Source organism: Microbacterium sp. 5K110 (genome assembly GCF_005774735.1).
Lineage (GTDB): Bacteria > Actinomycetota > Actinomycetes > Actinomycetales > Microbacteriaceae > Microbacterium.
This window is the reverse complement of record NZ_VBUM01000069.1, coordinates 1-20,318: the sequence shown is the minus strand read 5'-3', so window position 1 is coordinate 20,318 and position 20,318 is coordinate 1. Positions and strand designations below refer to the sequence as shown.

General features: G+C 70.7%; 15 protein-coding genes and 3 tRNA genes. 10 read left to right on the top strand and 8 right to left on the bottom strand.

Annotation, left to right across the window (positions count from 1 at the left end; all coding sequences use genetic code 11):
- Nucleotides 1-926, bottom strand: a 926-nt coding sequence (locus FE256_RS13755; RefSeq protein ID WP_502704860.1) for a coiled-coil domain-containing protein, incomplete at its 3' end; no start/stop codon positions are given.
- Nucleotides 927-1,140: 214 nt separating this feature from the next.
- Here FE256_RS13755 and FE256_RS13750 point away from each other — a divergent pair.
- The 3 genes from FE256_RS13750 (at nt 1,141) to FE256_RS13740 (ending at nt 1,450) form a co-directional block, all read left to right on the top strand.
- A tRNA-Glu gene (locus FE256_RS13750) sits at nt 1,141-1,213 on the top strand.
- A 26-nt stretch (nt 1,214-1,239) separates the two neighbouring features.
- Nucleotides 1,240-1,313: transfer RNA gene (locus FE256_RS13745), tRNA-Asp, on the top strand.
- Nucleotides 1,314-1,377: 64 nt separating this feature from the next.
- Nucleotides 1,378-1,450, top strand: a tRNA-Phe gene (locus tag FE256_RS13740).
- A gap of 73 nt (nt 1,451-1,523) precedes the next feature.
- Here FE256_RS13740 and FE256_RS13735 read toward each other — a convergent pair.
- The 3 genes from FE256_RS13735 to FE256_RS13725 all read right to left on the bottom strand — a co-directional run bounded on the left by FE256_RS13735 (nt 1,524) and on the right by FE256_RS13725 (nt 5,404).
- Nucleotides 1,524-3,107, bottom strand: coding sequence for an AMP-binding protein (locus FE256_RS13735; RefSeq protein WP_138176558.1), 1,584 nt, complete (start codon nt 3,105-3,107; stop codon nt 1,524-1,526).
- 102 nt (nt 3,108-3,209) lie between these two features.
- A complete protein-coding gene (gene chrA, locus FE256_RS13730) occupies nt 3,210-4,403 on the bottom strand; it encodes a chromate efflux transporter (RefSeq protein WP_138176556.1) in 1,194 nt (397 codons plus the stop codon).
- A gap of 44 nt (nt 4,404-4,447) precedes the next feature.
- Nucleotides 4,448-5,404 carry a Gfo/Idh/MocA family protein gene (locus FE256_RS13725; protein ID WP_138176554.1) on the bottom strand — a complete coding sequence of 319 codons (957 nt, stop codon included), beginning with the start codon at nt 5,402-5,404 and terminating at the stop codon, nt 4,448-4,450.
- Between the two features lie 106 nt (nt 5,405-5,510).
- Here FE256_RS13725 and FE256_RS13720 point away from each other — a divergent pair, with 106 nt between their 5' ends.
- The 7 genes from FE256_RS13720 (at nt 5,511) to FE256_RS13690 (ending at nt 12,860) form a co-directional block, all read left to right on the top strand.
- Complete coding sequence (locus FE256_RS13720; RefSeq protein ID WP_252371031.1) at nt 5,511-6,668, top strand: polysaccharide deacetylase family protein; 1,158 nt, start codon at nt 5,511-5,513, stop codon at nt 6,666-6,668.
- 147 nt (nt 6,669-6,815) lie between these two features.
- Nucleotides 6,816-7,943: a glycosyltransferase gene (locus FE256_RS13715; RefSeq protein WP_138176552.1), complete on the top strand. Its 1,128-nt coding sequence runs from the start codon at nt 6,816-6,818 to the stop codon at nt 7,941-7,943.
- Nucleotides 7,944-8,003: 60 nt separating this feature from the next.
- Entirely contained in the window at nt 8,004-8,258 is a 255-nt protein-coding gene (locus tag FE256_RS13710) for a glutaredoxin family protein (protein WP_138176550.1), read from the top strand.
- Between the two features lie 7 nt (nt 8,259-8,265).
- Nucleotides 8,266-9,201, top strand: a complete 936-nt coding sequence (locus FE256_RS13705; RefSeq protein WP_138176548.1) for an amidohydrolase family protein — start codon at nt 8,266-8,268, stop codon at nt 9,199-9,201.
- Nucleotides 9,191-10,438 carry a kynureninase gene (locus FE256_RS13700; RefSeq protein WP_252371030.1) on the top strand — a complete coding sequence of 416 codons (1,248 nt, stop codon included), beginning with the start codon at nt 9,191-9,193 and terminating at the stop codon, nt 10,436-10,438. The genes FE256_RS13705 and FE256_RS13700 overlap by 11 nt, the downstream gene beginning before the upstream one ends.
- 46 nt (nt 10,439-10,484) lie before the next feature.
- The gene (locus FE256_RS13695) at nt 10,485-12,230 is read left to right on the top strand and encodes a cation:proton antiporter (RefSeq protein WP_252371029.1); all 1,746 of its coding nucleotides are present in this window, start codon (nt 10,485-10,487) and stop codon (nt 12,228-12,230) included.
- 156 nt (nt 12,231-12,386) lie between these two features.
- Nucleotides 12,387-12,860, top strand: a complete 474-nt coding sequence (locus FE256_RS13690; RefSeq protein ID WP_138176544.1) for a dehydrogenase — start codon at nt 12,387-12,389, stop codon at nt 12,858-12,860.
- Nucleotides 12,861-13,035: 175 nt separating this feature from the next.
- Here FE256_RS13690 and FE256_RS13685 read toward each other — a convergent pair whose 3' ends face one another.
- The 4 genes from FE256_RS13685 to FE256_RS13670 form a co-directional block, all read right to left on the bottom strand.
- The gene (locus tag FE256_RS13685) at nt 13,036-15,381 is read right to left on the bottom strand and encodes an ATP-binding cassette domain-containing protein (RefSeq protein WP_138176542.1); all 2,346 of its coding nucleotides are present in this window, start codon (nt 15,379-15,381) and stop codon (nt 13,036-13,038) included.
- 232 nt (nt 15,382-15,613) lie between these two features.
- Nucleotides 15,614-17,158: a DEAD/DEAH box helicase gene (locus FE256_RS13680; RefSeq protein WP_138176540.1), complete on the bottom strand. Its 1,545-nt coding sequence runs from the start codon at nt 17,156-17,158 to the stop codon at nt 15,614-15,616.
- A gap of 182 nt (nt 17,159-17,340) precedes the next feature.
- On the bottom strand, nt 17,341-17,913 hold the full coding sequence (locus FE256_RS13675) for a DNA-3-methyladenine glycosylase I (protein WP_138176538.1): 573 nt from the start codon (nt 17,911-17,913) through the stop codon (nt 17,341-17,343).
- Nucleotides 17,914-18,103: 190 nt separating this feature from the next.
- A complete protein-coding gene (locus tag FE256_RS13670) occupies nt 18,104-20,206 on the bottom strand; it encodes an acyl-CoA dehydrogenase family protein (RefSeq protein ID WP_138176536.1) in 2,103 nt (700 codons plus the stop codon).
- Nucleotides 20,207-20,318: the final 112 nt, after the last annotated feature.

The following is a 20,318-nucleotide window of genomic DNA, read 5'->3' as shown; positions in this document are numbered from 1 at the left end:
CGCTCCTCCTGCTCGCGCTGGGCGCGCGCACGGGCCTCGGCCTCTTCGCGAGCACGACGCTCGCGTTCTTCGCGAGCCTTGCGTTCGGCCTCGACACCGGCCTGGTAGTCGGCGACGGTCTTGGCCGTCGTGTCCTGCAGCGCGGCGAGCTGGGCCTCGAGCACGACCTGGTTCGCCTGCTGCGCCGCGAGGGCCGCTTGCGCGGCATCGGCGGCCTGCTGGGCGGCGACCATCTTCTCTTCGGCGATCGTCTTCAGCCGATCGCGCTCGGCGCGGGCATCGTTGGCCTGATTGCTGAGCTGCTTGGCGTTGTCACGGGCGACCACGGCGGCGGTGTACACCGAGCGGTTGCGCTCGATGAGCTTGTCCATCGTGCCGAGCTTGGCGAGCAGGTCGTCCGCGGTCGCCGCCGAGCCCGAGAAGAACAGGTCGAGCGACGTGTCGTCACCGCCGCTGCGGTACAGCTGCGCCGCGACCTTCCCCGCCTTGGTGGCGGCATCCGTCGCCTTCGCCGCTTCGGCGTCGGCCTGCGATTGGATCTGCTGGGCGCGGTAGTCGGCGTCGAAGTACGCCTGCTGGGCCGCGTAGTACTCGTCGGAGCGGGCGACGACCTCGGCTTGCGTGCGCGCCACCTCGGACTGCAGGCCCGCGATCAAACCCTGGATGCGGGCGATCTCGGCGCCCTTGGCGGCCTCGTTGGCACGTGCGGCCTCGACATCGGCCCAGGACGGGTAATCGGCCGCGAACGCCGGCGACGACGACGAGAGAGAGGGCACGGTGGCGCCGAACGCACCGAGCGCGACGGCACCGAACGCACCGAGCTTGAGGGCGCCGCGACGGTCGAGCGCGGGCCAGAGACGTGACTGCTCGGCGGGTGTGGGCGCGCAGCCGCAGTCGTCCGCGCCGTCGGGGGGTTCAGGCGTCACGGGAATACCTCATCTCACCGGTTCGCAACTCGCACCACAGTAGCAACACGAATCACACGAACAACAGGGCGAGTTCCCACTGCCCGGCCCAGTCTGAACCCCGACACGCCGGAACGACGGAGCGCCACGCCCTCGATTGGCAATCTGAAAGATCATGAAGTAGGCTCGGTCGTCGGCAAGTGAGCACGGAATCGCAAGGTTTCAGGGTTCATCCGGCCCCATCGTTTAGCGGCCTAGGACGCCGCCCTTTCACGGCGGTAGCACGGGTTCGAATCCCGTTGGGGTCACTCGCCGAATACAATTGAACAATCATGGCCCTGTAGCGCAGTTGGTTAGCGTGCCGCCCTGTCACGGCGGAGGTCGCGGGTTCAAGTCCCGTCAGGGTCGCTCCATAGCGACGGGCCTTCTTTCGAGGAGGCCTTTCGTCTAGGAAGCGGCAGACATGTCGCTCGGCTCTGTAGCTCAGTTGGTAGAGCGTTCGACTGAAAATCGAAAGGTCACCGGATCGATGCCGGTCGGAGCCACACGGGTGACCGTTACAGTCACCCCAGGAACCCTCGCGTAGCTTCTACATCGCGGGGGTTTCGCTTTTCCCCCTCACCCCTCGCGCGCACGCAGGTCCTTCCGCAGGATCTTCCCCGAGGCGGACTTCGGGATCACGTCGATGAACTCCACGCGCCGCACCTTCTTGTGCGGGGCGACCTGGGCGGCGACGAAGGACATGACGTCCTCGGCACGGAGCTCCATCCCCGGCGCCGCGACGATGAACGCTTTCGGGATCTCCTGCTTGTCCTCGTCGAGCACGCCGACGACGGCGGCATCCTGGATCTGCGGGTGCGACAGCAGCAGGGCCTCCAGCTCGGCCGGGGCGATCTGATACCCCTTGTACTTGATCAGCTCCTTCAGCCGATCGACGATCGTGAAGTAGCCGTCGACGTGGTGCGTGGCGATGTCGCCGGTGTGCAGGAAACCGTCGTCGTCGATCGTCTCCGCGGTCGCGTCGGGGCGGTTGAGGTAGCCCAGCATCACGTTCGGACCCCGCACCCACAGCTCACCCGGCGCGGTCAGTCCGCCCTCGCCGTGCGCCTCGATCTCGGCACCGGTCTCAGGATCGACGAGCTTGGCCTCGACGTTGGGCACGAGCACACCGACGGAACTCACCGGGATGTCGTCGCGCTCGGGCGGGATCGCGTGCGAGACGGGGCTGAGCTCGCTCATGCCGTAGCCCTGGAAGAAACGGGCATGGATGCGTCGCCCGGCGGTCTCGGCGGTCTCACCGTCCAGCGGCGCGGCCCCCGAGAACACGGTGTGCACGCTCGAGATGTCGACCTCGTCCACGACGGGGTGCTTGGCCAGCGCGACCGCGATGGGCGGCGCGATGAACAGGAACGTGCACCGGTGTTCCTGGATGCCGCGGAGGAACGCCGACAGATCGAACCTCGGCATCGTCACGAGCGTCGCACGCTGGCGCAGCGCGAGGTTGAGCAGCACGGTCATGCCGTAGATGTGGAAGAACGGCAGCACGGCGAGCACGCGATCCTCGCCGCCCAGCCGAATGCTGACGCGGCACTGCTCGACGTTGGACACGAGGTTGCGGTGCGAGAGCATGACCCCCTTCGGCACGCCCGTCGTCCCCGAGGAGTAGGGCAGCACCGCGACGTGCGTCGCCGGGTCGAAGGAGACCGCCGGCGGCGTCCGCCCCTCTGCCAGCAGCGACCCGAGGTCGGGGTGCCCGGAGGCCCCGTCCAGCACGATCACCCGATCGTCGGGGAGGCCGACGGCGCGCGCCGCCTCGACGGCGGGACCGAGCAGCGGTGCGACGGTCACGAGCCACGTCGCACCGGCATCCCTCAATTGCTTCTCGATCTCCTGGGCCGTGTAGAGCGAGTTGACCGTCGTGACGATGGCGCCCAGACGCAGGATGCCGTGGAACACCGTCGCGAACGCGGGCACGTTGGGGCACAGGACGGCCACCACGGTCCCGGCGTCGACGCCCCGGTGAGCCAGCGCTCCGGCGAAGGCGTCGACCTGGGCGCGCAGGGCGCCGTACGTCGTCTCGCCCCCGGTCGCGGCGTCGATGAGGGCGACCCGGGAGAGATCGGCGTCGTCGAGCGAGCCGAAGAGGTGATCGTAGACGCTCTGCGATGGGATCTCGATGCGCGGGTACGGGCTGTGGAACACGGTGATCTCCTTCGATACCGACGCGGCGACGATGCCGTGAGCTCATCCTGCCAAACCCGGAACCCGGTGTCACGCACCCTGACACGCAGGCTCAGGCGAGTCTCAGACGAAAGCGAGCACGATCCCGCCGAGCGCCCCGACGATCACGACCGCCCACGCGGGGGTCCGGAACGCCGTGAGCAGCACGAATCCCGCCACGGCCAGGACGAACGGTCCGGGCCCGGTCACGGCCGTGGTGAACACCGGAGTGTAGAGCGCCGCTCCGAGGATGCCGACGACCGCCGCGTTGGCACCGCGCATCGCCGCGCGCACGCGGGGCCGTCCGCGGAGCGCGTCCCAGAAGGGCAGTACCCCGACGAGCACGAGGAACCCGGGGAGGAAGATCGCGCCGAGGGCGATCGCCGCGCCGGCGAGACCGCCGGGCCCGACCGACGAGATGTCCCCCAGGTAGGCGGCGAACGTGAACAAGGGGCCGGGCACGGCCTGCGCCGCCCCGTAGCCCGCGAGGAACGCGTCCGGCGAGACCCAGCCGGTCTGGACGACCTCGGCCTGCAGGAGCGGGAGCACGACGTGCCCTCCCCCGAACACCAGAGCCCCGGACCGGAAGAAGGCGTCGGCGAGCGCGATCGCCCCCGAGCCGGTCACCGCCGCCAGCGCGGGAAGCCCGATCAACGCGAGGGCCGCGACAGCGAGGCATCCGATCGCGACCACCCGGGACACCCCGAACGACGCCACCGGCTCCCCCGGCGGCTCGGATGCACCCCGCAGCAGCACGAGCCCCGCCACGACGCCGACGACGAGCGCACCGAGCTGGCCGAACGCGCCTGGGATGAACAGCGCCGACGCCGCCGCGACCACCGCGATCCCGGCGCGCGGCGCGTCGGGCGTGAGCGAGCGGGCCATCCCCCACACGGCTTGGGCCACGATGGCGACCGCGACGATCTTCAGCCCGTCCAGGACGCCGCCACCCACTCGACCGCCGAACAGCGACGCCCCGGCCGCGAACGCCACGAGCAGCGCCGCCGAGGGCAGGGTGAAGCCGAGGAAGGCCGCGAGGGCGCCGAGAAAGCCGGCTCGCTGGAGCCCCATTGCGAACCCGACTTGACTGGACGCGGGTCCGGGGAGGAACTGGCACAGGGCGACGAGGTCGGCGTAGGCCCGGTCGTCCATCCAGCGGCGGCGCGTGACGAGGTCGTCACGGAAGTAGCCGAGGTGCGCGATCGGACCGCCGAACGACGTGACGCCGAGGCGGAGGAAGGCGACGAACACCTCTGCGGCGGTGCCGGCTCGTGTCATCCGGTCTTCCTACCCCTTCAGGGGAAACGGTGGGTGAATCGGGGTCACCGCAGGGGCCGCTCGAGCAGCAGGTCGACCAGCCGCAGCGTCTGGCCCGTGCGATCCTGATCGGCCGTGACGTCCGCGCCGTGGACGGCGTCGCGGAAACGTTCGACCTCTCCGACCATCGGGTTCCCGGGCGCGGCGACGTCGATGACCTCCGCATCGCCCGCGCGCGGGGTGAGGACGAGTCGGCGCGGAGAGTCGATGGCGTCGATCGTCAGCGAGCCCTCCTCCCCCTGGATCTCGCTCGGCAGCGCGGTGTCGGTGATCTTCGACCACGCCACATCGGCGACGAACCCGTCGAACTCCGCGATGGCACTGCCCAGCCCGTCGGTCTGCGCGGCGATGCCCACGCGCGACCCGAGGATCTGCCGGGGCGCGCCGAACAGCAGAACCAGCGCGTGCAGCGGGTAGACGCCCAGGTCGCGCAGCGCGCTCCCCCCGAGGGCCGGATCGAAGATGTTCGTCTGCTCACCGGCGAGCACGAGGTCGTACCGCGCCGACCGCTTCTCGTAGCGGAACGAGACCCGGCGGATGCGGCCGAGCCGCGGCAGCAGGCCCTCGATCGCCCGGATGCCGGGGTCGTACGCCGTCCGCATCGCCTCCAGCAGCACCGTCCCGCGCTCCCGCGCCCGCGCGACGAGGTCGAGCCACTCGTCGGCGGTCAGCACCGCGGGCTTCTCGACGAGCACCGGGATGCCGGCATCCACCGCTGCCCGCACCTGCTCGGCGTGCACGGCGTTCGGGCTCGCGAGGTACACGGCATCCACGTCGTCCGCTGCGAGCAGTGCGTCCAAACCCTGCGCGGTACCCGGAGCGCCGACGCGTTCGGCGAACTCGGCCGCGCGTCGTCCGTCACGCGAGGCGACGCGACCGAGCGCGACGCCCTCGACCTCACCGACGGCGTCCGCGAGGCGTTCGGAGATGGAGCTGGTGCCGACGATTCCGAGACGGATCATGTCCCCATCATGGCGCGCCCGGCCCGCCGCTCTTCCCTGAAGCCGCGATCGGTCCCGCTAGGATCGCCCTGATCGTGGGGACGATCGTCCGGACCCGGGGAGCACCATGACGACGACGCGCGCACAGCAGCGCCGGCGGGCGACGCGGCGAATGCGGCTGCGGCGCACGATCGCCGTGGTGATCGCGGTCGCCGTGGTCGCCGGCGGCGTGACCGTGTTCGCCGTCGCCCGCGGGTCATCCTCGCCGCCGCTCGCCGACTCCGACTCCACGATCGCCCCGACGCCGTCGGACACACCCACGCCCACGCCGACTCCCCTCACCCCGGCGCAGGCGCTGCTGGCCACCACCACCGACCCGAAAGCCTGCGCCGTCTCCTTCGCCGGAGACGGGATCGTGCTCGATCCGCAGCTGCAGACCCAGGACGTGCGCTACGAGAAGCTGCCCCTCCCCCGCGCGGAGGGCCGGGTCTTCGCCGGGTGGTACGACACCGCCGCGAACGCGAGCGCCCTGTCCCTGCCGGCACGGATCAACGGCGCCGACCTCGTCACGTGCACCGACCGGCAGCGGACGCTCCACGCGGCGTGGACGACGCCCGAGGCGAACGCGGCGGAGGATGCCGGCATCCCGATCCTCATGTACCACCAGTTCACCCGGAAGCCCGAGGGCGAGGACGGCTGGCTGCGCGGGAACTACGCCTACGTCGGTGACTTCGACGCGCAGATGGCCTACATCCAGGAATCGGGGTTCTACCTGCCGACGTGGGACGAGGTGAGCGCGTTCATCGACGGGGCGCTGTTCCTGCCGAAGCGCTCCGTCGTCATCACCGACGACGACGCGGACAGCTCGTGGCTGGAACTGGCAGCCCCCATCGTGGACGGCCGGAACCTGCTCACCACCTCGTTCGTCATCACCTCCGCGCGCTCCGAGGGCACTCCCAACCGCTTCGTCCTGCAGCGCTCGCATACGCACGACATGCACCGCGCCGGCGCGAACGGGAAGGGCCGGATGGTCAACGACGATGCCGACACCATCGCCGCCGACCTCGAGCAGTCCGCCGCGATCCTCGGGGCGAAGGAGGTCGTCGCGTACCCCTTCGGGCACTACGACGACACCACCAAAGAGGGGCTACGGCGCGCCGGTTTCGAGCTCGGCCGCACGATCGAGCCCGGCTACGTGCGCATCGGCACCGACAAGCTCGCGCTGCCGGTGATCCGCATCAACTACGGCATGTCCGTCGACGATCTGAAGGCCGCGATCGGCTGAGATCCGAGCGTCCGAGGGGGCGCGGACACCGCTCGCGTGTGGTGAACATCCCGCTAGCTCCCAGCTAAATGATCCACAATCCTCATTTGGGCACGCGTCGGCCGGTCTACGCTGTGTACTTCTGGATTCACCGAAACGCGAGCACCCATGGACCTATCCGTCATCGTTCCGACCTTCAACGAGGGTCCGAACGTCGCCGAACTCGTCCGTCGAACGGTCGCCGCTCTCCCCGGCCGAGCCATCGAGATCCTCTTCGTCGACGATTCCACCGATGACACCCCCGACATCATCCGCGCCGTGGCGGCACACGCGTCGGTGCCGGTACGACTGCTCCACCGCGACCAGCCGGTCGGCGGTCTCGGCGGCGCCGTCGTCGACGGCATCCGCGCGGCGGCGTCCGACTTCTGCGTCGTGATGGACGGCGACCTCCAGCACCCGCCCGAGGTCATCGCCGATCTGCTCGCGCGCGCCGAGGTGGGCGACGCCGACGTCGTCGTGGCCTCGCGCTACATCGCCGGCGGCACGTCCGACGGACTGGCCAACGCCGTGCGCACGCTCGTCTCCCGCGGCTCGACGCTCCTGACGAAGTCGATGTTCCCGCGCAAGCTGCACAACTGCTCCGACCCGATGACGGGCTTCTTCCTCGTCGACCGCCGCTCGCTCGACGTCGAGGGCCTGCGTCCGCGCGGCTTCAAGATCCTGCTCGAGATCCTCGCCCGCAAGCAGATGCGCGTCGCCGAAGTGCCGTTCTCCTTCGCCGCGCGCTTCGCGGGCGAGTCGAAGGCCTCCTTCAGTCAGGGCATGCGCTTCCTGACCCAGCTGACGATGCTGCGGTTCGGGCGCATGTCGGCCTTCGCCCTCGTCGGGGGCCTCGGCGCCGTCGCGAACCTGCTCATCATGTGGGGCCTCACCACCGTCGGGGTGCAGTACCTCGTGGCCGCGGTGATCGCCAGCGTGGTGACGATCGTCGCGAACTTCCTCGCCCTGGAGTACCTCGTCTTCGCCGACATGCGCGAAGAGTCGGGGCTCATGCGCCACCGGTTCGTGAAGTCGTTCGCGTTCAACGGCATCGAGGCGATCGTGCGCATCCCGGTGATCTGGCTGCTGGTGAACCAGGCGCACATCCAGAGCGTCGTCGCCGCGGCCCTGACGCTCGTCGCCGCGTTCGTCGTGCGCTTCGTGTTCCACGCCCTCGTGGTCTACGCGCCCAAGAAGACGCGCAACGCCAAGATCGCCGCGATCTCCGAGCCGCTCGAGGACGAGCTGGCGGCCTGACGCCGTCGGCGGCCCCCATCGCACGGGGCCGCGTCCGCCTCGGCGGCGTACGCTGGACGCATGTCCGACGCATCCATTCGCATGTTCGGCGCCGACTGGTGCCGTGACTGCATCCGCACGAAGAAGCAGCTCGACGACCTGGGCATCGCCTACGAGTACGTCGACCTGGTGGCCGACCCCTCCGCCGCAGACGTGGCCAAAGAGATCTCCGGCCGCACGAACATCCCCGTCGTGGTCTACCCCGACGCGTCGCACCACGTCGAGCCCACCAACGCCGACGTCGAGGCGAAGCTCCGCGAGCTCTCGCTGATCTGACGCGCCGATGCTCACCGCCGCGTGGCCGGTACGCCGTCACGCGAGCGGTGAGACCGGCACGGCTCTCCCCGCCTTCGTCGACCACCACGTCCACGCGCACCTCATCGACGTGCACGCCCTCCCCGGGCGGGGGATCGCCGGGGCGATCGACCTCGGGGGCGATCCCACGGCGCTCCGACACCTGAGCCCCGGACTCCCCCGACTCGCGTTCGCCGGAGCGTTCCTCACCGTCCCCGGAGGCTATCCGAGCGGGCGGCCCTGGGCCCCGGATGCCACGGTGCACACCGTCACCGACCCCTCGGCCCATCCCGGTGTCCCGGGCGGAGCGAGGACGGCGGTCGATGCGCAGGCCGACGCCGGGGCGTCCGTCATCAAGGTGGCGCTCAACGCCGACGCGGGTCCGGTCCCCTCGGATGCCGTCCTCTCGGCGATCCTGCACGCCGCACGCGAGCGCGGGCTCCCGGTCGTCGCTCACGCCCAGGGCGCGGGGCAGGTCGAACGGGCGGTCGAGGTCGGCATCGCCGCCCTCGCGCACACCCCGTTCGACGCCTCCCTGTCCCGGCGGCTCATCGCGCGCGCGGTCGAGACCGGTCAGATCTGGATCTCGACGCTCGACATCCACCGCGGCGCGACCCGCCAGCGCGCGATCGCCCACCTCGGCGCCTTCCACGCCCGCGGCGGGCGCGTGCTGTACGGCACCGACCTGGGCAACGGACAGCTCCCCGTGGGCGTCAACCGCCGCGAGCTGCTCGCGCTGCAGCAAGCGGGTGTGCGCGGCGACGCGCTGGTGGCATCCCTCACCGATCCTTGGCCGGCGCACACCGGCACCGACGCGGTCCGCAGCTTCCTCGCCGGGCCTGCCCCGACCGACCCCGATGACCTGGCGACGTGGCTGTCACGGGCGATCGTGGTCCCGACCGAGGAGCTCACGCGTGTCGACTGATCCCACCACCGTGTTCGACGACGAGGCTCGCGCCCTCGACGCGGCCGACCCCCTCGCCGCACACCGTGACGCCTTCGTGGGGGCAGAGAGCTCGCTCGTGTACTTCGACGGCAACTCTCTGGGTCGCCCGCCGCGCGCAACCGCCGAGCGCCTCGCGGAGTTCGTCACCACCGAGTGGGGCGGGCGTCTCATCCGCGGATGGGACGAGTCATGGATGGAGCTGCCGTTCCGCATCGGCGATCGACTCGGACGGCTGGCGCTCGGGGCCGCGGCAGGGCAGACGGTGATCGGCGACTCGACGACCGTGCTGCTGTACAAGCTGCTGCGAGCGGCGCTCACGGAACGCTCGACCGCCGACCCCGAACGCGTCGAGATCGTGGTGGGCCGCGACGACTTCCCCACCGACCGTTACCTCGTCGAGGGCATCGCCGCCGAACGCGGCGCACGGATCGTCTGGGTCGAGGTCGACACCGCGCGCGGGGTGGATGCCGACCTGCTCCGGGCCGCGGTCGGACCCCGCACCGCGGTCGTGCTGCTCAGTCACGTCTCGTACCGTTCGGGCTACCTCGCCGATGCCCGGACCCTCACCCGCATCGCTCACGACGCCGGCGCGCTCGTGCTGTGGGACCTCTGCCACTCCGCCGGTTCCGTGCCGGTCGACCTCGACGGCTGGGGGGTCGACCTCGCGGTCGGCTGCACCTACAAGTACCTCAACGGCGGCCCGGGCGCCCCGGCCTTCGCGTACGTCGCCGCACGGCACCACGCGACGCTCACCCAGCCGATCCAGGGCTGGATGGGGGCCGCCGACGTCTTCGCGATGGGACCTGAGTACCGCCCCGCCGAAGGGATGCGCCGATTCCTGTCGGGCACCCCGCCGGTGCTGGCGATGCTCGCGATGCAGGACACGCTCGACCTGATCGAGGGTGCCGGCATCGACGCGATCCGCGACAAGTCCGTGGCGCTCACCGAGTTCGCGCTGCGCGTGAGCGATGGCATCCTGAGCCCCCTCGGTGTCACGGTGGCCTCGCCGCGCGACCCGGCCGAGCGGGGTGGCCACGTGACGCTTTCGCACCCGGCGATGCGGGCGGTCACGGCGCGGCTGTGGCAAGACGACGTGATCCCCGACTACCGCGACCCGGGTGGTCTGCGCATCGGGCTCGCGCCGTTGTCGACGAGCTTCGCCGAGACGCTCACGGGGCTGCGCGCCGTGGCGGAGGCCGTCCGCGCCGAGAGCTGAGCCGCCGCCGTCGTCAGCGTCGCGCTCACGGGTCTAGCCTCGGAGGGTGATCGACCCCCTCCTCATCGTCGTCGTCGGCATCGTGGTGGTCGCGCTGGTGACCGTGATCGCGCCGCGTTTCAACATCGCCGGCCCCCTGGTCCTCCTGGCCATCGGGCTCGGTGTGAGTCTGCTGCCGTTCGTCCCGGCCATCGCCATCGACCCCGAGGTAATCCTCATCGGCGTCCTGCCGCCGCTGCTGTACTCGGCGGCGGTGCAGCTGCCCGCCATCGAGTTCCGGCGCGACTTCGCGCCCATCGCCGGGCTGTCGGTGCTGCTGGTGGTGGCGAGCTCGCTCGGCCTCGGCCTGTTCTTCGCCGCCGTGATCCCCGGCCTCGGGCTCGCGCTCGGTGTGGCGCTCGGCGCGATCCTCAGTCCGACGGATGCCGTGGCCACCTCGATCGCCAAGCGGCTCGGCATCGAGCCGCGCGTGGTCACGATGCTCGAGGGCGAGAGCCTGCTCAACGACGCCACCGCCCTGGTGCTCCTGCGCACGGCCGTGGCCGCCGTGGCATCCGGATTCGCGTTCGTCGACGCGGTCGGCAACTTCGCCTGGGGCGTGCTGCTCGCGCTGCTGCTCGGCGCGCTCGTCGGGTGGGGCAACCTGCGGCTGCGCGAGCGGGTGACCAACTCTGCGGCGAACACCGCGCTGAGCTTCACGGTGCCGTTCATCGCGTACCTCCCCACCGAGCACTTCGGCGGCTCGGGTCTCGTCGCCGCCGTGGTCGCGGGCATCGTCACCGGCCAGGGCGCCGCCCGACGGTTCACGCCCGAGCAACGCCTCAGCGACCGGCTCAACTGGCGCACGATCGAGCTGATCCTCGAGGGCGGGGTGTTCCTCGTCTTCGGTCTCGAGCTGAAGGACGTCGTCCGCAGCAACCTCGAGGAGAACGAGGGCCTGTGGCACGGCGCGTGGCTCGCCCTCTCCGCGCTCGGCATCGCCCTGGCGGTCCGCGCGATCTACGTCGCCGGGCTCATCTGGTTGCAGGGGCGACGCAGTCGGCGGAACACGGGGCACCGCGAACGGACCGCGCTGCTGAGTCAGCGCGTCGACGAGATGGAAGAGGCGTACCACGCCGATCCCGAGCGCTTCCATCGCCGCCGGGGCGGCCCCGCCGGCGCCGCGCGGCGATTCGCGTGGGTGCGCCGTCGCATCTCCCGGACGGTGGCCGACCTCGACTACTACCGCGACACTCCGCTGGGCTGGCGGCACGGCACCGTGATCGTCTGGGCCGGGATGCGCGGCGTCGTCACGCTCGCCGCGGCGCAGACCCTGCCGCGCGAAGGAGTGCAGGACCGCCCCCTGCTGATCTTCGTCGCGTTCCTCGTCGCCCTCTTCAGCCTGCTGATCCAGGGACTCACGCTGCCGGCGGTCGTGCGGGCCCTCGGGCTCTCCGGCCGCGGCGGTGAAGGACCCACGCGTGAAGAACAGCACGCCCTGGATGCCGAGCTGCGTGCGGCGGCGGTCACCGCGGTCACGTCGGGGACCCTCGCGCGGCGGAACGGCGAACCCTTCCCGGCCGATCTCGTCGAGCGCGCCGGCGCGCGGTTGACCCGGCCGCCGGACGACGAGGTCACCGCCCGTGCCCGTGATCTGCTGGAGCTGCGACTCGCCTCGATCGAGGCGATGCGCCGAGAGCTCGAACTCGTGAGCCGCGACGGCCGGTACAGCACCGCCGCGCTCCGGCACGCGCTGGCCGAGCTGGATGCCGACCAGCTGAGCCTCGAACTCCGCCTGGACGGCGAGGACTAGGCGGGGCGACGCCCCATCTCCGCGAGACTTCATGCGGCTGACAACTGGGCTGCATGCTGCAGTGGAGTTGTCAGCCGCGTGAAGTCTCAGCGGATGGATGCCGTCCCGGCGGGGGCGCGCGGCGGGACGTGCGGCAGAATGGAGGCGGAGGTGTCCATGAGCGATTCGATTCCGGCGACCACGTCGTCCGCAGATGCCACGATCCCGGCCGCACCGCTCGCTCATACGGCGGCAGAGTGCCCGCAGTGCTTCACCGAGATGCAGGGCGACGGCGCCTGGTGGCGCGCACGTCCCGCCGGTTCGCGACTCGTGGGCCTGGTCGTTTCCCGTGCGGGTCTGCCCTCGGTCGTGCAGCAGCGCGACGATCTCACGCGCTTCGGGGTGCCGATCGAGGGATTCCGTCATCCCGCGCCCGAGACGCTCGAGGACTGGGCGGCGCGTCTCGATCGCTTCTTCGGCACGCTCACCCGCGGAGACGTTCTCGTCGTGACGACGGTCGAGGCCCTCGGCGTCTCGCGGGCGGATGCCTCCCGCGCGGTGTCCGACCTGCGGCAGCGGGGCGTCATGGTCAAGGTGCTCGCCCACGGCGACCGTCACCTGCACACGGTCACGGTCGCACCCCCGGCCTGAGGCTTCGGAGCGGGTGACACTCCCCCGCCGCGCGCGGCGCGTGGTCCGCGACGTCAACGCCCCGACCCGGAGCGCAGCCGCCTGACGCCGACGCCCCGACCCGCAGCGCGGACATCAGCCCCCGACGCGAGGCGCGCGGTCGATGACGCCGACGCTCCGACCCGGAGCGCGGCTGTCAGCCCGCGACGTATCGCGCCAGGTGCTCACCCGTGAGCGTCGAGGCGTCGGCCACGAGCTGCGTCGGAGTTCCCTCGAACACGACCGTGCCACCGTCGCGGCCAGCCCCCGGCCCGATATCGATGATCCAGTCGGCGTGGGCCATGACGGCCTGATGGTGCTCGATCACGACGACCGTGTTCCCGGCCTCCACGAGGCCGTCGAGCAGGGCCAGCAGGATGTCGACATCGGCGAGATGGAGCCCCGTCGTCGGTTCGTCGAGGACGTACACCGCGCCCTTCTTGGCCATCGAGAGCGCCAGCTTCAGTCGTTGGCGCTCGCCCCCGGACAGCGTGTTGAGCGACTGCCCGAGCGTGATGTAGCCCAGACCCACGTCGACGAGACGCCCGAGCACCGCGACCGCCGGGCCGCGGGTCAGGAACGCGGCCGCCTCGGTCACCGACATCGCGAGGACCTCGGCGATGTTCTTGCCGTCGAGGGTGTACTCGAGCACCGCCTCGGCGAAACCCGACCCGCCGCACAGCTCGCAGACCGTCTCGACGGTGGACTGGAACCCGAGCTGGGTCACGATCGAGCCCAGGCCCTTGCAGGCGACGCACGCGCCCTCGGAGTTCGCGCTGAACAGGGCGGGCTTGACCCCGTTCGCCTTGGCGAAGGCCGACCGCACGGCATCCAGGATGCCGGTGTAGGTCGCCGGGCTGCTGCGCCGTGAGCCCTTGATGGGCGACTGGTCGACCACCACGACGTCGTCGAACGCGGGCAGGTTGCCGTGGATGAGCGACGATTTTCCCGATCCGGCCACCCCGGTGACCACCGTCAGCACGCCGAGGGGGACGTCGACGTCGACGTTCTTCAGGTTGTGCTGCGACGCGCCCCGGATGGGCATCGCTCCGGCGTGCGGACGCACCGCCGGCTTGAGCCGCGCACGATGGTCGAGGAAGCGGCCGGTCAAGGTATCCGAGGCGCGGAGTCCCGCCACATCGCCCTCGTACTGGACCGTCCCGCCGTCGCGGCCCGCGCGCGGCCCGAGATCGACGACGTGATCGGCGATCTCGATGACCTCGGGCTTGTGCTCCACCACGAGCACCGTGTTGCCCTTGTCGCGGAGTTGCCGCAGGGTGTCGTTCATCCGCTGGATGTCGTGCGGGTGCAACCCCGCCGTCGGCTCGTCGAACACGTAGGTGATGTCGGTGAGGCTCGACCCGAGATGGCGGATCATCTTGGTTCGCTGGGCCTCACCGCCCGAGAGCGTGCCGCTGGCTCGGTCGAGCGAGAGGTAGCCGAGCCCGATGTGTACGAACGCGTCGAGGGTGTCGCGCAGCCCGTCGACGACGGGCGCGACCGAGGGGTCGTCGAGGGTGGCCACCCAGGCGGCGAGATCGGTGATCTGCATGGCCGCGGCATCCGCGATGTTCACCTCGCCGATGCGCGACGAGCGCGCTCCCTCGTTCAGCCGCGTGCCGCCGCACGCCGGGCACGAGACGAAGGTGACCGCGCGGTCGACGAATGCGCGGATATGCGGCTGGAGACCGTCGCGGTCCTTCTGCAGCATGCTCTTGGTGACCTTGGGGACGAGACCCTCGTACGTCATATTGGTGTTGGCGATGCGGACCTTGGTCTGCTCGCCGTAGAGGAAAGCCTGACGTTCCTCGGCCGTGAAGTCGCGGACCGGCTTGTCGGCATCGACGAAGCCCGACTCGGCGTAGATCCGCACCATCCACCCGTCGGCGGTGTAGCCGGGCACGCGGATGGCGCCGTCGTTGAGCGACTTCGTCTCGTCGACGAGCTCGGCGATGTCGATGTCACTCACCTGCCCGAGCCCCTCACAACCGGGGCACATGCCGCCCGTGATCTCGAACGAGCGTCGTTCTTTCTGCCCCGCGCGCGCCCCGGTCTTGATCTCGACCGCTCCGGAGCCCGAGAGGGACGGGACGTTGAACGAGAACGCCTGCGAGGCTCCCACGTGGGGCTGCCCGAGCCTGCTGAAGAGCACGCGCAGCATCGCGTGCACGTCGGTCGCGGTTCCCACCGTCGACCGGGCGTTGGCCGCCATCCGCTCCTGATCGACGCGGATCGTGGCGCTGAGGTTCTCGAGCGCGTCGACCTCGGGACGAGAAGGCTGACCCATGAACTGCTGGACGAACGTCGGGTACGTGTCGTTGATGAGTCGCTGGGATTCGGCCGCGATCGTGCCGAACACGAGCGACGACTTGCCCGAACCGCTCACGCCGGTGAACACCGTCAGCCGCCGCTTGGGCACGTCGAGGTCGACGTTCTTCAGGTTGTTCTCGCGGGCCCCGCGCACGCGGATGACGTCGTGGGCATCGGCGGGATGACGGGTCATGGCGGCTCCTCGGCTGGGTCGATCCTCAGTGTGCCGCAGACCCCCGACATCCGCGACGCTTCGTGCACACGCCCGCGCCGTCCCGCGAAGATCTCACCCGGCACGCCGTGTCGTGGCATCCGGGATCGGCGTGACGGCCAGGTTCTCCGCAGGCCCGTAAAGCCGCGTGAAGGCCCCGGAGAACGACGATGCCCCCGCGGACGGATCCGCGGGGGCGTCGAGAAGGCGTGCGTCAGCCCTGGGCGCGACGGTTCGTGCGCGGGCTGCGGGAGCCGACGACCATCCCGGTCGTGGGAGTGCCGGATGCCGAACGCCCGGCGCCCTGCGGACGGCCGGTGCCCCCGCCGATGCGGGCGTTGCCGCCCGCGCCCTGGCCACGGCCCGAGCCCGAGCGCTGGCCCTGGCGTGCGGGCTGCGCCGCATCGGTCGCGCCCGCACCCTGCCCGGCGCCGCGGCCGCGACGACGGCGACCCTCGCCCGGAGTGGAGGTGCGGGAAGCGGCATCCGAGGATCCCTGGCCACGGGCGGCACGCTTGCGCTGCGCGTTGGCACCCTGCGAGCGTCCGCTGCCCTGCGGCTGAGCCACCACGGGCTCGGGCTTGACGTACGGGGCGACCTCGCCGACGAGGGCGACGACCTCGGGCGAGGTCGGGGTGACCGGCTGCGGGGTGACCGAGATCTTGGCCTTGCGGAGGATGTCGAGGGTGTCGCGACGCTGCTCGGGAAGCATGATCGTCACGACGTCTCCTGCCGAGCCGGCACGCGCGGTGCGGCCGGAGCGGTGGAGGTACGCCTTGTGCTCGACGGGCGGGTCGACGTGCACGACCAGCTCGATGCCGTCGACGTGCACACCGCGGGCGGCGACGTCGGTGGCGACGAGGACCTTGGCACGACCGTCACTGAACGCGGCGAGGTTGCGGTCACGCGCGGGCTGCGACAGGTTGCCGTGCAGGTCGACCGAGGGGATGCCCGCGGCGGTCAGCGCCTTCGCGAGCTTCTTGGCCTGGTGCTTCGTGCGCATGAAGAGGATGCGGCGCGCGCTGCCCGAGGCGAGGGTCTCGACGAGCTGCTTCTTGGCATCCGCGTCGGCCGGAACGAAAACGTGGTGGGTCATCGCCGCGACGTGCGAGTGGGCCTCGTCGACGGAGTGCAGCACCTCGTTGCGGAGGAAGCGCTTGACCAGCTTGTCCACGCCGTTGTCGAGCGTCGCCGAGAACAGCAGGCGCTGGCCGTCGGCGGGCGTGCGCGAGAGCAGACGCGTGACACCGGGCAGGAAGCCCAGGTCGGCCATGTGGTCGGCCTCGTCGAGGACGGTGATGTCGATCGCGTCGAGGCTCGCGAAGCCCTGACCGATGAGGTCTTCGAGGCGGCCGGGGCACGCGACGAGGATGTCGACGCCCGCGGCGAGGGCGTCGACCTGACGCTTCTGGTTCACGCCGCCGTAGACGGTGGTCGTGGTGAGGTCGTAGGCCGCGGCGAGGGGCTTGATGACCTCGTCGATCTGGTTGGCGAGCTCGCGCGTCGGGGCGAGCACGAGCGCGCGGGGCTTGCGTCCGCGGCGGCGGTCGGTCTTGGCCGCGAGACGGGCGACGAGGGGCAGCGAGAAGGCGAGGGTCTTGCCCGAGCCCGTCTTGCCGCGGCCGAGCACGTCGCGCCCGGCGAGCGTGTCGGGCAGGGTGTCGGCCTGGATCGGGAAGGGCTCGTTCTTGCCCTGCTCGGCGAGGACGGCGATCAGCGGCGCGGGCACGCCGAGGTCGGTGAAAGTCTGGGACGTCATGAAGTCTCCTGCCGGCGCGCGAGCACGCACGGCGGTTCGGGATGCCGCAATGCTGCGGCTGCAATGGGCGAAGGCGCCGGGCGGCGCATCCGTTCGCCGTGAAGGTCAAAGGCCCACGCAAGGGGGCCGGTGCGTTCGACGACGCTGGGAGCGAGAGCTCCGTCGTCCAGTCTAGCGGTGCGTCAGACCGCCGCGCGCCAGCACCCCGCGACGTGGTCGTCGACCATGCCCGACGACTGCATGAGGGCGTACATCGTGGTCGGTCCGACGAAGCGGAAGCCGCGGCGCCGGAGTTCTTTGCTCATCGCGGTCGATTCGTCGGTGACCGCGGGAACCTCGGCGAAGGACGACGGCGGGCGATGCTGCTCTGGGGCGAAGGACCACATCAGTGCGTCGAGCTCGCCCTCGGCCATGCCCGCGACGATCACGGCGTTGCCGATCACGGCCTCGATCTTGCCGCGGTGCCGGATGATCCCGGCATCCTGGAGCAGGCGTTCGACGTCGTCGGGGCCGAAGGCGGCGACGGACGCCGGCTCGAACCCCTGGAAGACCTCGCGGAAGCGGGGGCGCTTGCGCAGGATCGTGATCCAGGACAGCCCCGCCTGGAAGCCCTCGAGGCTCATCTTCTCGAAGAGCGGGCGGTCGCCGTGGAGTGCCGTGCCCCACTCCTCGTCGTGGTACCGCTGGTACTCGGCATCCGCGCCGGCCCATGCACAGCGCGCGACACCGTCGTCACCGGTCGTGAGGTCGCTCATGCGTCCAGGGTAGGCGCGGGGTCCGACACCGGCCCGCGCGGCCGTCCGAGAACAGGGGATGCACCCGGAACAGGCCGATCCCCGCGGAATCGCCCTGTGCTGGCCGCATCCCCTGTTCTCGTGACGCACCCGGGCCCAGGACACGCCGAAGGGCGGCAGGCCCCCTCGGCCGCCGCCCTCCGCCGCCGTCTTACTTGCCCGGCTTCTTCTCCGGAACCGGGGCATCGCCCGAGGCCCGCAGCGCCGCGTAGTAGGACGCGGCCTCGTTCTGCCGGTCGTCCTCGACACCCGTGGCGATCGCGGCGCGGATGTGCTCGGGGCCGTACCCGAACGCGTCGACCAGATCCTGAGCGTGAGGCCGCAGCCGCACGCAGAGTCGGTCGATGTAGCTCGACACCGCCGCCGCGCGCTGCGTCGACAGGCGTCCGTTGATCAGGTACCAGGCCAGGTGCTTCTCGATGAGCTGGAGTCCGAACAGGTCGCGCAGCCACGTCAGCACTTGTCGCGTCCCCTCATCGGCGACACCGTTGAGCGCGTCGGTGAACGCCTCCCACTGCAACAGCTCGCCGTGCGCCCGCGCGGCCTCGATCAGCTCGGCCTGGTTCTCGTTGAACAGCGCCGCGGCGTCTTCGCGGGGGAGCTTGGATGCCGGGCGCAGCCGCCCCGCGATGTCGGCGATCATCTGCTGCACGCGGTCGGCGAGGAGTTCGTGTTGCTGCTGTGCCCGCAGCCCCTTCTCGACGGAGCGCGCGGTGGACCCCAGGTCGGTGACGGCCTGACCGAGCTGCCGCATACCCGCACCGTGGAACAGCTTTCCGGCGGTCTGACCGACGGCGAAGGCGGCGAGGGCCTTGGCATCCTTGCCCTTGAACTGCTTGGCGTAGTCGGCGAGCAGGCGCTTGCCGACGAGCTGCAGCAGCACGTTGTTGTCGCCCTCGAAAGTGACGTAGATGTCGAGGTCGGCGCGGAGCCCCACGAGGCGGTTCTCGAAGAGGAAGCCCTGCCCCCCGCACGCTTCGCGCGACTCCTGCAGGGTGTCCAGCGCGTGCCAGGTCGATAGGGGCTTCAGTGCAGCGGCCAGCGTCTCGAGGTCTTCGCGGTCGGCGTCGGTGTCGAGGCGGCCACTGAAGACGCCGTCGAACTTCTGCAGGAACTCGTCGTGCGCGAAGATCTGGGCGTAGGTGGTCGCCAGGCGCGGCAGCAGACGGCGCTGGTGCTTGCCGTAGTCGAGCAGGGTCACCTCGGGGGTGCCGCTGCCGGAGTCGAACTGACGACGCTGGTTGCCATACGTGATCGCGATGGTGAGGCCGATCGCGGACGCCCAGGCGGCCGCGCCGTCGAGCGACACACGCCCTTGCACGAGCGTCCCGAGCATCGTGAAGAATCGGCGACCCGGGCTCGCGATGTCGCTGGAGTACGTGCCGTCCGCGGCGACGTCGCCGTAGCGGTTCAGCAGGTTCTCGCGCGGAACGCGGACCTGGTCGAAGTGCAGACGCCCGTTGTCGATGCCGTTCAGGCCGCCCTTGAGGCCGTCGTCCTCGCCGCCGATGCCGGGCAGGAAGTTCCCCTCGTCGTCGCGCAGCGGCACATAGAAGCAGTGCACGCCGTGGTTGACGCCGTTCGTGATGAGCTGCGCGAAGACCGTGGCGGCCTTGCCGTGCAGAGCGGCGTTGCCGAGGTAGTCCTTCCAGGCGCCGCGGAACGGCGTGTGGATGACGAACTCCTCGGTCTCGGCGTCGTAGGTCGCAGTCGTGCCGATCGCGGCGACATCCGACCCGTGGCCGGTCTCGGTCATCGCGAAGGCACCCGGGATGTCGAGGCTCATGATGCCCGGCAGCCACTTCTCGTGATGCTTCTCGGTGCCGAGCTGGAGCACGGCCGATCCGAACAGCCCCCACTGGACGCCCGACTTGATCTGCAGGCTGGGGTCGGCGGCCACGAGCTCCTCGAAGCCGGCGATGTTCGCGCCGTTGTTCTCCTCGCCGCCGAATCGCTTCGGGAAGGCACGGTGTACGGCCTTGCGGGCGACGAGTTCGTGGAGCTGGCCCAGGGTGCGCTCCCGGTGGGCGTCCATGCCGAGGCTGTCGTCACGCCAGAACAGCGGATCCTTCAGCATCTCGCGCGCCTCGCGGCGGGTATCGGCCCACGTCCCGAGCAACAGATCGGTCACCCGCTCGATGTCGATGCGGTTCTCGGCGGCCTCGGCGGCGGAATGCGCAGCGGTGGGCGCACCCCCGACGGGCGTGCGCGTGCTTGTGGCGGGCGTGGCGGGACGGACGGCGGCGTCGGTCATTTCGGCACCTTTCGACGTTGCAAAGGGATGCCATCCACGGTAGGAGTCCCACAACGCTGGATCAAACATTGTGTGAGGTCTACACAAGGGGTCGGGCCGACGTCGGCGGCAG

What these genes read in the sequence shown, in the direction of transcription:
- chrA (WP_138176556.1), bottom strand. Translation starts at nt 4,403, where the DNA reads ATGACACGAGCCGGCACCGCCGCAGAGGTGTTCGTCGCCTTCCTCCGC.
- FE256_RS13725 (WP_138176554.1), bottom strand. Translation starts at nt 5,404, where the DNA reads ATGATCCGTCTCGGAATCGTCGGCACCAGCTCCATCTCCGAACGCCTC.
- FE256_RS13705 (WP_138176548.1), top strand. Translation starts at nt 8,266, where the DNA reads ATGCTCACCGCCGCGTGGCCGGTACGCCGTCACGCGAGCGGTGAGACC.
- FE256_RS13720 (WP_252371031.1), top strand. Translation starts at nt 5,511, where the DNA reads ATGACGACGACGCGCGCACAGCAGCGCCGGCGGGCGACGCGGCGAATG.
- FE256_RS13685 (WP_138176542.1), bottom strand. Translation starts at nt 15,381, where the DNA reads ATGACCCGTCATCCCGCCGATGCCCACGACGTCATCCGCGTGCGCGGG.
- FE256_RS13715 (WP_138176552.1), top strand. Translation starts at nt 6,816, where the DNA reads ATGGACCTATCCGTCATCGTTCCGACCTTCAACGAGGGTCCGAACGTC.
- FE256_RS13670 (WP_138176536.1), bottom strand. Translation starts at nt 20,206, where the DNA reads ATGACCGACGCCGCCGTCCGTCCCGCCACGCCCGCCACAAGCACGCGC.
- FE256_RS13710 (WP_138176550.1), top strand. Translation starts at nt 8,004, where the DNA reads ATGTCCGACGCATCCATTCGCATGTTCGGCGCCGACTGGTGCCGTGAC.
- FE256_RS13690 (WP_138176544.1), top strand. Translation starts at nt 12,387, where the DNA reads ATGAGCGATTCGATTCCGGCGACCACGTCGTCCGCAGATGCCACGATC.
- FE256_RS13675 (WP_138176538.1), bottom strand. Translation starts at nt 17,913, where the DNA reads ATGAGCGACCTCACGACCGGTGACGACGGTGTCGCGCGCTGTGCATGG.
- FE256_RS13680 (WP_138176540.1), bottom strand. Translation starts at nt 17,158, where the DNA reads ATGACGTCCCAGACTTTCACCGACCTCGGCGTGCCCGCGCCGCTGATC.